Annotated in this window: 12 protein-coding genes; all 12 read left to right on the top strand. The window is 32.6% G+C overall.

The window, feature by feature from the left end:
* Positions 1–4 precede the first annotated feature (4 nt).
* Positions 5–916 carry a glucose-1-phosphate thymidylyltransferase RfbA gene (rfbA, locus tag BQ6100_RS12435; RefSeq protein ID WP_075983559.1) on the top strand — a complete coding sequence of 304 codons (912 nt, stop codon included), beginning with the start codon at positions 5–7 and terminating at the stop codon, positions 914–916.
* Complete coding sequence (locus tag BQ6100_RS12430; protein WP_075981918.1) at positions 876–1,961, top strand: DegT/DnrJ/EryC1/StrS family aminotransferase; 1,086 nt, start codon at positions 876–878, stop codon at positions 1,959–1,961. Before rfbA ends, BQ6100_RS12430 begins: the two co-directional genes overlap by 41 nt.
* 59 nt (positions 1,962–2,020) lie before the next feature.
* Positions 2,021–3,055: a dTDP-glucose 4,6-dehydratase gene (rfbB, locus tag BQ6100_RS12425; protein ID WP_075981917.1), complete on the top strand. Its 1,035-nt coding sequence runs from the start codon at positions 2,021–2,023 to the stop codon at positions 3,053–3,055.
* A gap of 54 nt (positions 3,056–3,109) precedes the next feature.
* The gene (locus BQ6100_RS12420) at positions 3,110–4,600 is read left to right on the top strand and encodes a lipopolysaccharide biosynthesis protein (RefSeq protein ID WP_075981916.1); all 1,491 of its coding nucleotides are present in this window, start codon (positions 3,110–3,112) and stop codon (positions 4,598–4,600) included.
* Positions 4,601–4,751: 151 nt separating this feature from the next.
* Positions 4,752–5,909: a phosphotransferase gene (locus BQ6100_RS12415; RefSeq protein WP_159433155.1), complete on the top strand. Its 1,158-nt coding sequence runs from the start codon at positions 4,752–4,754 to the stop codon at positions 5,907–5,909.
* A 12-nt stretch (positions 5,910–5,921) separates the two neighbouring features.
* Positions 5,922–7,631, top strand: a complete 1,710-nt coding sequence (locus BQ6100_RS12410) for a M28 family peptidase (RefSeq protein WP_084780382.1) — start codon at positions 5,922–5,924, stop codon at positions 7,629–7,631.
* Positions 7,632–7,660: 29 nt separating this feature from the next.
* Positions 7,661–8,728: a lipid II:glycine glycyltransferase FemX gene (locus BQ6100_RS12405; protein WP_084780380.1), complete on the top strand. Its 1,068-nt coding sequence runs from the start codon at positions 7,661–7,663 to the stop codon at positions 8,726–8,728.
* 317 nt (positions 8,729–9,045) lie between these two features.
* On the top strand, positions 9,046–9,972 hold the full coding sequence (locus BQ6100_RS12400; RefSeq protein ID WP_075981913.1) for a beta-1,6-N-acetylglucosaminyltransferase: 927 nt from the start codon (positions 9,046–9,048) through the stop codon (positions 9,970–9,972).
* 19 nt (positions 9,973–9,991) lie between these two features.
* Positions 9,992–11,077: an acyltransferase family protein gene (locus BQ6100_RS12395; RefSeq protein ID WP_075981912.1), complete on the top strand. Its 1,086-nt coding sequence runs from the start codon at positions 9,992–9,994 to the stop codon at positions 11,075–11,077.
* 14 nt (positions 11,078–11,091) lie between these two features.
* Positions 11,092–12,339 carry a type III PLP-dependent enzyme domain-containing protein gene (locus BQ6100_RS12390; protein WP_075981911.1) on the top strand — a complete coding sequence of 416 codons (1,248 nt, stop codon included), beginning with the start codon at positions 11,092–11,094 and terminating at the stop codon, positions 12,337–12,339.
* Between the two features lie 22 nt (positions 12,340–12,361).
* Positions 12,362–13,345, top strand: coding sequence for an ATP-grasp domain-containing protein (locus BQ6100_RS12385; RefSeq protein ID WP_075981910.1), 984 nt, complete (start codon positions 12,362–12,364; stop codon positions 13,343–13,345).
* Between the two features lie 60 nt (positions 13,346–13,405).
* A complete protein-coding gene (locus BQ6100_RS12380; protein WP_075981909.1) occupies positions 13,406–14,530 on the top strand; it encodes a GNAT family N-acetyltransferase in 1,125 nt (374 codons plus the stop codon).
* Positions 14,531–14,562: the final 32 nt, after the last annotated feature.

Below are 14,562 nucleotides of genomic sequence, written 5' to 3'. Positions count from 1 at the left end.
TTTTATGAAGGGGATAATTTTAGCTGGTGGAAGCGGAACGAGGCTCTACCCGATTACTCAAGCCATTTCCAAACAATTATTGCCAATTTATGACAAACCTATGATTTACTATCCTTTGTCTGTTTTAATGCTTGCAGGCATAAGGGAAATATTAATCATCTCGACTCCGAAAGATGTCCCGTTATTTAAAAATTTACTTGGCAATGGTGAAAGATGGGGCATTCAGCTTGAATATGCCATTCAAGAGCATCCGCGTGGATTAGCGGATGCTTTTATTATTGGTGAGAAATTTATTGGGAATGATACGGTTTGTTTAGTACTAGGTGATAATATTTTTTATGGTTCTGGTTTTCGGCCTCTTTTACAAAATGCTTCAACAATCCAAGAAGGAGCAGTAGTATTTGGGTATCAAGTTAAGGATCCTCATCGATTTGGAGTTGTCGAAATTGATGAAGAATTTAACGCAATTTCCATTGAAGAAAAACCGGAAAAGCCAAAGTCTCCTTATGCTGTGACAGGCTTATATTTTTATGATAATGAGGTCATTGAGATTGCAAAACAGGTAAAACCATCAGCTAGAGGAGAACTAGAAATTACGGATATTAATCAGGAATATTTAAGGAGAAAGAAACTTAAGGTGGGAATTCTAGGTAGAGGTTTTGCTTGGTTAGATACCGGGACATTTACGAGTTTCTTGGAGGCAGGTCAGTTCGTGGAAACTATTGAAAGACGTCAAGGCTTTAAGATTGCTTGTTTAGAAGAAATTAGTCTTAGAAACAAATGGATTTCCACTGAGGAAGTACTGTCTCAAGCGATTCATTACAAAAATGACTATGGAACATACCTATATAATTTAGTCCATGGGAGGTATATGGATGATACCAGTTACGCAGCCATTTCTGCCTCCAATCGGTGAATATCAAGATTTATTATCAAAAATATGGGATGAGAAATGGATTACCAATCATGGACCAATTGAACAGGAACTTGAACGAATGCTTGAGGAATTTTTGCACGTTCCATCCCTAACCTACGTCAGTAATGGAACAATGGCCCTTCAGCTCGCTATAAAATCACTAGGCATCAGAAAACAAGTAATTACAACACCATTTTCTTTTGTTGCTACATTAACATCTATTTTGTGGGAGAATTGTGAACCTGTGTTTGTTGACATTGATCCTAGAACTCTCTGTATTGATGCAAATAAAATTGAGGAAGCTATCACGGAAGATACAGAAGCAATTTTAGCAACACACGTATACGGAATTCCTTGTGAAGTTGAAAAAATAGAAACCATTGCAAAGAAACATAAGATAAAGGTCATTTATGATGCAGCACACGCATTTGGTGTGAAATATAAAGGCAAATCAATTCTAACATATGGGGATCTCTCCATTTTAAGCTTTCATGCTACAAAGCTTTTTCATACAGTGGAAGGTGGAGCAATCATCAATAACTTAGGGAAAAAACTAGGAGATATACTTAAGCGATTAAGGAACTTTGGGTTTGAGGGAGATTCCTATGAGTTTGCTGGTATAAATGCAAAAAATTCAGAGCTTCATGCAGCTATGGGGATATGTAATTTAAAGTACGTTGAGGAAATTATTCAAAAAAGAAAAGAAGCTTCCAAAATGTATGATTTGCAGCTTGATAACCGCTTCGCCAGACCATATATTGCGAATGATGTTTCCTATAATTATTGCTATTATCCCATTATTTTAGAGTCAGAGGAAGATTTATTAAAGATCAAAGAAAATCTTGAAGAACATCAAATAGTAGCAAGGAGATATTTTTACCCATCTTTAAATCGGCTATCCTATATAACAAGCAGGAAATCTTGTCCCATATCTGAGGATATATCAAAGAAAGTTTTATGTCTCCCTTTATATAGTGAACTGAGTAGTACACAGATTGAAAAAATAACAGACTTAGTAATAGGGAATACTATTAAGACCATTTAATGAAGAGGTATTCACAAATTGATGTTAGAAAAGTTGCAAACACAAAATGGAGTGAGACGATGAACATACTGGTAACGGGTGGGGCTGGTTTTATCGGCTCTAATTTTATTTCTTATTTATTAGAAAGACACGAAAACATTAAAATAATTAACCTTGACAAATTAACATATGCTGGGGATCTTGAAAATCTCCAATCGGTATGGTCACATCCTAGACATACGTTTGTAAAGGGGGATATTTGTGATCAAAAGCTCCTAGAAAGAACATTTGAACAATACCAAATAAATGGGGTTATCCATTTTGCGGCAGAATCTCATGTAGATAATTCTATTGAAAATCCAAAGTCATTTCTTGATACAAATATCATTGGTACTTTTACGTTGCTAGAGACTGCTCGAAAATACTGGATGGACGGAGTAAGCAAGTATAAACCTGGTTGTGAGGGATCACGATTTCATCATATCTCTACGGATGAAGTTTACGGTACTTTAGAGGAATTTGGTTTCTTTACCGAAGAAACATCATATGCACCTAATAGCCCTTATTCAGCAAGCAAAGCCTCATCTGACCATTTGATTAGGAGTTATTTTCATACGTATGGATTGAATGTCGTTACAACAAATTGCTCAAATAATTACGGGCCAGGTCAGCATGACGAAAAATTAATCCCTACGATTATCAGAAGAGCCTTATCGTTAGAGGGGATACCTATTTACGGAAACGGGGACAACATACGTGATTGGCTGTATGTTCTAGACCATTGTCGTGCAATAGAAAAAGTATTTTTTGAAGGTATTTCCGGAGAGACCTATCTTATCGGGGGGCATAATGAAAAAACAAATCTTGAAATTGCACACACAATCTGTGATATTCTTGATAGTTTAGTGCCCCTTAAACAAAATAATAAGGAAATAGATAGCTATCACCAGCTGATTGAATTTGTGGAAGATCGACCTGGGCATGACTTTAGATATGCTATTGATGATTCAAAGATTAGAAATGAGCTAGGGTTTTACGCCGAAACGGAGTTTGAACGAGGGATCAGAAATACAATTGGTTATTATTTAGATAGGTATAAGAAAATGCCTGTATAGAGATGATTAAAAAGTAATGTCGAATTTAAATGAAAAAAGGTGAGGGTTATTTCTATGCAAAATGAGGGATCACTAAAACAGAAAACAGTAAAAGGGCTGTTTTGGAGTTTTAGTGATTTATTTGCAAATCAAGGTATACAATTTATCATCCAAATCATCCTTGCAAGGGTATTATTACCGGAGCATTTCGGCTTGATTGGAATGATTGTCGTGTTTATTTCGATATCGAATATAATTATTGACAGTGGAGTTTCCCAAGCCCTAATCCGTGAGCAAAATACGACACAGGTGGACTACTCCACTGTTTTTTATTTTAATTTATTGATGGCAATTGTGATGTATGGATGTCTATATTTTCTTTCTCCAGCCATAAGTTCTTTTTTTCATGAACCAAAATTGATATTAATTTTACGGGTTCTATCAATCGGAATTATTATTAATTCATTGGGAATTATTCAGAGAGCGCAAATGATTAAAAGAATTGATTTTAAAACTCAAACTAAAATAAATATCATCTCGGGGTTGATCTCAGGGACGTTTGGAATTGTGTTTGCAATGGTAGGATTTGGGGTATGGAGTCTGGTTATTAAAACTATTTCTATGCAAGCGATTCAATCAATTCTTTTATGGAAATTTGTTAAATGGATGCCTTCCTTAGGTTTTAATATGGAGTCATTTCGCAGATTATTTGGGTTTGGTGTAAAAATTATGCTTGCTGGATTACTATCAACGATTTATTCAAATATTTATAACATAATCATTGGACGCTTTTTTGCTGCCACTCAGCTTGGTTATTTTACCAATGCTTCCAAACTGAATGATGTTGCTTCAGCATCGATAACTTCTGCTCTACAAAGTGTTACCTATCCTGTATTAAGCAAAATTCAGAATGAGAAAGAAAGATTAAAGTACGGATTTAGGAAGATTATTAAAACTTCAACATTTATCCATTTTCCAGTCATGGTAGGATTAGCATCCGTAGCAGAACCACTAGTACATATATTATTTGGGGGGAAATGGATGCCCATGGTTGTTTACTTTCAACTCTTGTGTTTTGCTGGTATGCTCTATCCCCTAAATGCAATTAATTTAAATATTCTGCAGGTAAAGGGAAGGTCGGATCTTTATTTATTTATAAGTATTTTGAAAAAGTTATCGTTAACTATTATGATTATAACAGTTATTTGGTTAAGGCTTAATGTGATAGGATTGGTCAGTTTAGCTGTTATTGACTCATTTGTCTCGTTTTGGATTAACAGCTTCTATTCTAAAAGAGAAATTTCTTACTCTTCTTTGGAACAACTGAAAGACATATCTGTCCCATTGATCATTTCACTCATAATGGGAATCACGGTATATTTGGGTGGGAAAATTATACCGGGCTACGAATTGGTGAAACTTACCATCCAAATCATTATAGGCTTGCTCATCTATCTTGGCATGAATAAATGGATGAAGACGCAAGAATTACAGGAAATTGGGCATTTATTTAGGTCATTATTAAATAAATCGAAGACAAACAGTGTAGAACTAAAACATGAATAATTTATTGTAATGTGGGGGGGGATGAGGGATGGACATTATCCGTAAATCAACGAAAATTCTCTTAGAAGAAGGTTTCTATGCAATCATCATTTATTTTTACATTTGGCTGAAAAGAAAAAGATTCGTAAGTCTTTGTATACAAAAGGATTGGATGAAGGCTTCTGTTGTAGGGGAAAAATTGATTAAACTCCTTCCAGAAAGGATTGAATATTATCTGTATTTAGCACTGTGTTATAGAAATTTAGGGAAAATCAATTCAGCATCCACCATTTTATATAAAGGCCTTCAGAAAATAACACCTCCGGATTTACTCCTAAATAATGTTGAAAATAATCTTTTCACAAACAATCTCGTTGAATCTCACTATATTTATTTAGGAGGTGAACAAAACTTAGGATGTTTTGAACATACTGATAAAATAAATGAAGAAACATATTTAACCAAAATTACAATTCTCTCTAATTTCGAGAGCGAAAAGTGGTTTTACAATCAGTTATATCAGAATTATGAAAGTATTAGATTAATAACACCGAAAATTATTAATATTATTGAACGAAAATCGGTAAGTCTTGCTTTAATTACAATGGAAAAAATCGATGGAGTGGTACCTAAAATAGAAGGAAAAGTATTAAAAGAAGTTGTTCGTATTAGTAAACTTATTAATTCTATACAATTTGGTGAAATAAAGCACCTTATTCCTACACCGGATTTTAACCTAGAATTTCAATTAACGAATAAAAATTATCCTAATCATCCAATCTTTGCATTGCACTCATTTACAGGTATTCATAGAAAAAAAACAAATCAAAGGTTATTTCAACTAATTTATAAAAGAATGAAACAATTAAAATATTCCTCTAAAACTATTGAATTAATTAGGAATTTAGAAAAACTCATTTTTGATTCAGAAATATATAACTGGATTTGTCCAGAAATAGATTACACCCTACAGCATGGAGATTTTAATAGTCATAATATGATTTGGGATGAACGTAAGGAAAAACTGTATATTATTGATTGGGGAAATACTCGGGTTGGTCCTAAGTGGGTTGATTTGGCTGGATTGTTTGGACAACTTAAGCTATCGTATTTTGAAATAGAGCACTTACTTCTTGGTGACAAAGAAAATAAAACTTCATTTAGTCCAAAAGAAAAAATGCTTTTCTTGTATTCATTGATCGTCACATGGATCATTGTTTTCACAAGAAATGAATTAGAAGGAAATCTCCATCTTTATCTCGAGCCAGCAATAAAAAATATAGAGTTTACTATTAATGAAATGAACATTAGATGGGCTGTAAACCATTAAAGAAAATGTGAAATGAGGGTTACAATGGAAAAGGATGCCTCTCTCCCCAAAAAGTTTACTTCTGCTATTTTCCTTTTTGTTTTTATTATAATTATTATCTGGATGAGTTTGTTGCAATTCACAATGCCTGATGTTGGACACAAAAATAGAAGGGTGGACTTATTTTCAGCTGATCGGGCCATGAATTATGTAAAAAACATAGCTAATAAGCCTCATCCACTTGGATCAGAGGAACATGAAAGAGTAAAAGAATATATTGTAAGAACTCTTACAGATTTAGGAGTAACACCTGAGATACAAAGTGAAGAAGGCGTATTTTCTGCTTGGGGAGGTCCATATAAGGGGAAGATTGAAAATATTGTTGGCAAAATACCCGGTAAGGATTCATCAAGAGCAATCATGATATCAGCACATTATGATTCTGAGGGTGATAGTCCAGGAGCATCGGATGACGGATCAGGTGTTGCAGCAATTCTCGAAACTATTAGAGCTCTAAAAAATGAAAAGCCTTTAAAGAATGATATCATAATATTTATTTCAGATGGAGAAGAAAAAGGATTATTAGGGGCACAACTCTTTGTACAAAAGCATCCATGGGCAAAAGAGGTTGGATTGGTTTTCAATTTTGAAGCACGGGGCAACGGTGGTCCATCTGTATTATTTGAAACAAATCAAGGAAATGAAAGACTTATTTCTGAATATGTAAAAGCTGTTCCTAATCCATTAGCCCATTCCTTTCTATACAATCTATATAAAAATACTCCGCACGACACAGATTTAACAGTATTTAAGAATGCAGGTATGTATGGTCTAAACTTTGGTTTCTTCGAAGGGGTAAATAGCTATCATACTTCTCAAGATACAGTTGAAAATTTAAGCATTGAAAGCTTACAACAACAGGGGGATAATATGCTTCATCTTGCGAAGCATTTTGGGAATATGAATTTAGTAGCTAAAAAGGACGGAAACAAAATCTTTTTTAATATAATCGGTCATAAAGTAATAACATATTCAGATACTCTTGTGCTACCGCTTATGATTTTAACAGTAATTGTTTTTGGGTTAACATATATCCATGGATATAAAATGGGAAGTTTAACACTTTTAAAGACATGTGTTAGCTTTTTTATTTTTTTAGGGATTGCTGCTACATCCTACATACTAGGGGAAGTTATGATGGATACGATAAAAATAGTAGCACCCAATAGAATCTGGCTTCTTGAAACAAATTTATCGGTAAGTAATCCTCTATTTCTTCTTATTATTATCATTCAAATCACTTTGATTACTATCGTTTATTCTTTTTTATTGAAAAAAATAAATTGGTCCAATTTGATGATGGGTGCCTTTATTGGATGGTTATTATTATCGGTAATATCTAGTATTTGGTTAAAAGGGTCAAGCTATATTTTTGTTTTGCCACTTCTTTTTGGATTATTTGGTTTGAATCTTTATATGAGAAAAAAAGTTCATCATTCTAGTTTGGTCAGAGGGATTCTTCTTATTTTATTAGTCCCAATTCTTCTTATTACAGTTCCAGTAATCTATTTAGTTTATGTGATATTAACCTTGAAAGCCCTGCCAATATTGTTATTGCTTGTTTCAATTGTATATTCATATTTGATTCCTGTTATTAGCTATTTGAAATTTAGATATCTTCCGGTCATTCCCGGCTTATCAATCGCAACTATTGTATGTTTATTTTTGCTAGGGAGGCCATAATATTATTAAACCATTGAGGTGGATTAAGAGTGTTTGAAACAAAGGAACAATACAAAATAAAAAAGTATCAATTTATAGTCTTAAAAGGCGGGGATGATTGGAGTTCCTTTACGAGAATGTTCAGCAACTTAGATATTTATTATTCAAAAAACTATGTAAGTCTTTTTGCTGAAATTCAAAAGGGAGTTCCAGAGGCAGTCTTTTTTGAAAATGAAAATGGAAAGGTTTTTTATCCATTTATTAAAAGGGAGATTGAGTTAAAAAAAGGTTACTTTGATATTGTTACACCGTATGGATATGGAGGTCCAATTTTAGAAGGATCCCCTTGGCTACTGAAATTGTTTTATAAACAATTTAAAAAATATGCTTTGAGTCAACGTATTGTTACAGAGACAGTTACCTTCCATCCTGTATTAGATAACGTGAAATACATGAAAAATATCATGGAATTGGAAAAGATTAGAATGACTACTGCTGTTGATTTAACCCCCACATTAGAAGAAATCCGAAATAACTATTCTTCCCAAAATATAAGAAATATAAAGAAGGCAAAGAGAGAAGGAGTAGAAATTATTCAGTCTACGCAGCAAGAAGAAATAAAAGCCTTTATTGAAATGTATTATGAAACAATGGATCGCAACGAGGCCTCCCAATTTTACTACTTTCCTGCATCTTATTTTTTTCGCCAGATGGAAGAAACAGACCTAAGCAACACAGTTTTACTATTAGCAAAATGTAATGGAGAAATAATTGGAGGCATTCTTTTCATTTATGGAAAAGAGTATGCTCATTATCATTTAGGGGCATCTAGATCTGACTATCTCCATTTAAGAGTTAATAATCTATTATTTGATGCAATGATAGAACTATCAAAATCTCTCGGTTTAAAGGCTCTTCATTTAGGGGGAGGAAAAGTGGAGGGTGATAGCTTGTATAAATTTAAAGCATCATTTTCTAATCATAATGACTACCAATATTACTTAGGAAAGCAAATATTCAACGAAGAAACATATCGGGAATTAATTGAAATTAGTAAGATAAATCACCTTATCCCTTCTCAATCAAATTTTTTTCCAGCATATCGAGCCCCAGTGTGATAGAAGAAAGACATATGATTCATAATAGGTATAAGTATGAGTAAAAGAAAAAAATCATTGACTAGCTCTTTATAAAGAACAAACGTGAAATATAGTTATAAAATTATATATTTTTTATTTATATTGTTCTTTATAACGAATTACGTAAATTGGTTATTGACGATGGTATTGCTTGTTATGATTTTTTCGAAATGAACCATCAGCTCTACAAAACACGGAGGTTAGGATTAAAAAATCAAAAACTGTTAGTTATTTTAGGGAACGCTAAGATAAAATAATTTGCTCAGATGCAACTATTTTTAGGAGGAAAAATTATCATGAGTGACCTATTAAAAACAGCAATGATCTTGCAAGTACATAAAAACCCAGACCAACTGAATCGTTTTATTAGGCAGCTCCTTTCAGAAAATCAGGCGGATGTTTATGTACATATCGATCAAAAGGCATATCATTCAATGAATGGAGCAATAGTGGAAAGCCCCCATGTTACAGTTCTTAAACAATGTGTTAGCTGTGAATGGGGTGATATTTCCCAGGTTGATGCAACCCTTCTTCTATTAAAAGAAGTAATTAAATCAAATAAATCCTATGATTATGTTTGTTTAAGAAGCGGACAGGATTTATTGGTTAAAAATGGATTTAAAAGTTTTCTAAAAGAAAGTGATAATAAAATATTTATGACCTATAGAAAACTAACTGGTAAGGAATTGGGTTTGATGAATATTAATTGGCCTAAGATGACCCGCAATAGATACACTTCTATTCACCCAATAAGAATTTTCAGAAAGGTATTCCTTTATCTATTTAGCAAGGGAATAAATCTTGTACCCAATAGAGGATACTGGCCGGAGGAATATCATTTTTATAAAGGATCTCAGTGGTTCACTATACCCTTAGATGTGGCGAAATACATCGTAGAGTTTATAGAGAACAATGAATGGTATTATCAATATTTTAAAAATTCATTGGTACCCGATGAAAGTTTTTTTCAAACTTTAATTATGAACTCTCCATATAAAGATAGGGTGTTAAATAATAATCTATATTTTTTAAAATGGGGTGAAACGTTAGGGGAACGGAATTCTCCTCAAAATTTAACCTCGAATGATATTGATTTAATAGTTAACGATAATCAATTTTTTGCTAGAAAATTTGACGAGGCTATAGACAGTAAAGTAATAGAGTACTTTGCAGAGAACGTTCATTTTGAAGGAATAACAAAAAGACAATTTCTTAAAGCTTAGTGGAAAAGAGGAGAAACGGGTGAAAAAATATTTACAATTAATCCAGCTTTCAAGGGCAATTGTTCCGCTATTTGTCATGTTTTTTCATATAGTAGCGTTTATAAGGGTTTATTTCCATGTGAACTTTCTGAATTTAACAAATGTTACAAAGTCTGGTGGAGTATACTACTTTTTTGCACTATCAGGGTTTATGGTGTATTACATTTATCATAAGAAACTTAGTGATAAAAGTATGATTAAACCTTATCTATCAAATCGATTGATTCGCATTTATCCTCTTTATTGGGTACTCACAATTCTCATTTTGCCTATATATTTCATTATTCCAAGTTTAGGGAATGGAACTGAAAGACAATTTAGTAATATTGTAATGTCTTTCCTCCTTTTTCCTAAGCAGGATTACCCTATTTTAAGCGTAGCTTGGTCATTGGAGCATACAGTTTATTTTTATTTAATATTCTCACTTGCCTTTTATAAAAATAAGCTTGTTTCCATAGGAATTCCTTTAACCTGGGCATTGATATCAACTGCATTTAGCTTGAAGATAATCAGCAGTTCAAATTATTTAATAAATTTCCTGTTTAATCCTATAAATTTGATATTTTTGGCTGGTGTTGGTTGTGCTTATCTTGTTACGAAAAAGACCCTAAATATATATATATCTATTATTTTCATCATTTTAGGATTTGCTGGATTTCCTTTCTCCTGGATTAATACTCAGAATCAATTGATTGATATTTCTCTTCCTGTATTAACATCCTTGTCGTCCATTTTGCTTATTATTGGTATTGCCTCAGTTGACCTTCAAAAAAGTTTGATAATCCCTAGAGTAATACAATTTATTGGAGATGCTTCCTTTTCTATTTATTTAACCCACACTACTTGTATGTCGGCCATTTGCATCATCGTAAGTTCAACATTTTTAAAGTCTCTTCCAATTAATATTATTGCTTTTCTGCTTATGGTCATTCCATTTGTAAGCGGATGTATTATTCATTATTATCTGGAAAAACCTCTTACAAAAAAACTACGAAAATTAATAAACAAGAGTAAAGTAGAAGTTAATTATTCTGTTCCAACCTATGTAGGTAAAAATTATAAATAAAGAGAGGAATAAAAATGTTATTGAATTATCATGAGGCCGAGGAGCTTGATAACAAAGTCGGTTCTTCTTTCTTCTTATTTGAAATAAGTAAACTACATGAAAACTTTAAGAAAATTAATGATGCCTTTAAAAGTAGATATGAACATTTAATTATTGGATATTCATATAAAACAAATTATTTACCCTTTCTATGTAAAGAGATGTCGCACTTAGGTGCTTATGCAGAAGTCGTTTCAAGATTAGAATACGATTTGGCTATTAAAATCGGAGTGGACCCAAGAAAAATTATTTTTAATGGACCTTTAAAGAATTATGAAGATATCAAAACAGCTTTAGATAATGAAAGTATCCTAAATATTGATTCCCATTATGAAATAGAACATATTCAAAATTATTGTTTTATAAATAAGGATAAAAGGGTAAAGATTGGAATAAGGGTAAATTTTGACCTTTCCGAGGATGGAAAAAGCCCACTTCAAGAAGGCTATGAAGTTAGCAGATTTGGAATTTGTGTTGAAAATGGAGGTTTTCAGTCTGCAATCATGCAACTTCGAAGTATAGAAAATCTTAAAATTGTTGGATTACATGGACATTTTTCTACTACTGCAAGAAAAGCAAAAACATACAGAAAGATCACAGAAGAGCTTTGTGAATTAGCAGAAAGATATATTGAAGAATTGGAATACATTGATATCGGTGGTGGGTTTTATGGCGAATTACCCTCCACATTTAAAATGAATGCACCAAGCTTCGATAATTATGCTGAAGAAATTTGTGAAGTAATGAATTCAAAATTTAACAATAGGTCATTCAAGCCTTTCTTAATCATTGAACCGGGCATTTCGATGGTTGCTAATACATTTCAATTTATTACTAAGGTTATTGAAACGAAAAACGTAAGGGATCATCATTTCGTTCTAGTGGATGGAAGTGTGCATAATATTAAGCCAACGATGCATAAGAAAAACCTGCCCATGAAAATGATTCATAAAGAGAGTAAAAGTCGCAATCAGGGGAGCTATAACATCGTAGGGTACACCTGTATGGAAAAAGATTATTTAGCACATGAAGTAAAGGATGCTATTCCAGAGAAAGGTGATTTTATCGTATTTGAAAATGTTGGCGCTTATACAATTGTTTTTAATCCTCCTTTTATTAAGGAGAGGCCAGCAATAGTTGCCAAAGATAATAATGAATACTTTATTGTTCGAAAAAAAGAAAGATTGAAAGATTTTTTCAACGAGGATTTATATGTATTTTGAAAATTTTCTAAGGAGGGATAGTTTGAATATATTATTTTGTAGCGCAGGTCGAAGGGTTAAGCTCTTAAACTATTTTCAGGAGGAATTAAGCAAAATTGGTGGTAAGGTTGTGGCAGTGGATTGTGAATCATCGGCACCTGCCTTGCAATTTGCTGATATTGCAGAAACAGTCTCTCCAATTACTCATCCGGATTATTTAAAACAGATTAGACAACTATGTAAAAAATATAACATTCAAGCAATAATAAGTTTAATTGACCCGGAATTAACCCTTTTGTCTGAGCATAAAGAAGAGTTTGAGAAGGGAAACATTAAAGTTATTGTCTCTGATAAGGAAATTGTTGAAACATGTTTTGATAAATATAAAACGCATCAAATTCTAGAAAAGAATCATATACCAACTGTGCCAACATTCATCAAATTTCGAGATGTGATGAGGGCAATAGAAGGAGATTATATAAAATATCCTCTCATTGCTAAGCCTAGAACTGGAAGTGCGAGTATAGGAATCTCTCTAATAAATACTGTTGACGAATTAAAGAAGATTTTTATGGAGAATAAAGAGATCGTTCTCCAACCGTATATAGAAGGGGAGGAGTATGGAGTTGATTGCTATGTAGATTTGATTAATCAAAGAACTACAAATATCTTTTGTAAGAAAAAACTAGGAATGAGGGCTGGCGAGACAGATCGATCAATTGCTGTTTATGATGAGGAATTAATTCAATTGATCAATAGAGTTTTAGGGAAGCTTGAATTAATAGGACCTATAGATATTGATTGCTTTAAAACATCTAAGGGATATCTTATTTCTGAAATAAATCCTAGATTTGGCGGTGGATATCTCCACGCGCATAGTGTAGGTCAAAATTATGTGAAAAACATAATAAACAATATGAGAGGGATAATTAATGAACCTAACATTGGTAACTACATTGAAGGATCAATCATGATAAAATTTGATAATGTTATGGTGATTAATTCGGAAAAATCAGTCTATTTATGATTGTAGTCAGATGAAAGATGAAGTTTAATTGGAAAAATCTAAAAAAGGGCTGGGGTCACTATGTACGAAGTAATTTCATATCAGGAAAAAGAAAAATGGGAAGAAAAGTTAAATCTCTTGAAAAGGAGAGATGTCTTTTATCACCAAGCCTACTCAAATGTATGTCAAGGATTAGGTGATGGAGATCCTTATTTGTTTTTTTATGAAGATAGAAAATATGGAGGGAAATTATGTTATGTCTTTATAAAAAGAAGAATTGAATTATTTTCGGGCTCCAGTAATGATAGATGTACCACTGTGTATTATGACATTACAACCCCATCATATGGCTATGGAGGACCTCTATATGATGAAAAGGATGATAAGCTTCTTTTTGGATTTAGGTCTGCATTTGAGGAGTATTGTAAGAAGGAAAATATAGTATGTGAATTCATAAAGTTTCATCCCCTTCTTCAAAATCAACATCATTTAGAGAATACTATGGAGGTTAGCTTTGACAGGGAAACGGTATATATAGATTTATGTAAGAATGAAGAGGAAATAGTAAATTCTTACCATAAAAATCATAAACGGAATATGAAAAAAGCGAAAAACAATAAATTAGAATTTACTGTTTTTCAGGGGAAAGAGGCTTTTAACCAAATTACAACATTTTATCGTTTATACAAAGAAACAATGGATAAGTTACAGGCTTCTAAATATTCATACTTCTCAACTGATTATCTATTTCAGTTATTAGAAGGATTTCAAAATCACTTTTTAATTGGTGCTGTTTACCAGGAAGGTGATATGATTTCTGCAGCATTATGTCTACATGATGGCGGAAGGTTACATTATCATCTTGGTTGTTCTAATAAGGATTTTTTAAATTTGGGCGGAAACCCTTACCTTTTTCATCGGCTTGCTCTGTGGGGAAAAGAAAATGGACTGAAAGCATTTCACTTAGGAGGAGGCCATAGTGCCTTACATAATGGTGGTGTACAGAATAGAGATTCTCTTTTCCAATTTAAATATCGGTTTAATCCAGATGGGCTGTTAGATTTCTATATAGGAAAAAAAATACATATCCCAGAGGTATACAAAAATTTAGTCAATCAATGGGAAACTTACTATGGTCAAAAGGCTGATAAAAGATTTTTCCCGTTATACCGTAACCAACCTAAGATATTTCAAGAAATAATGTAAGCTGGGTGAAATGAATATTAATGATTTTACTA

It is taken from the genome of Bacillus massilinigeriensis, assembly GCF_900117315.1.
Classification (GTDB): domain Bacteria; phylum Bacillota; class Bacilli; order Bacillales; family Cytobacillaceae; genus Bacillus_BE; species Bacillus_BE massilionigeriensis.
This window is presented reverse-complemented; position numbering and strand designations above follow the sequence as displayed.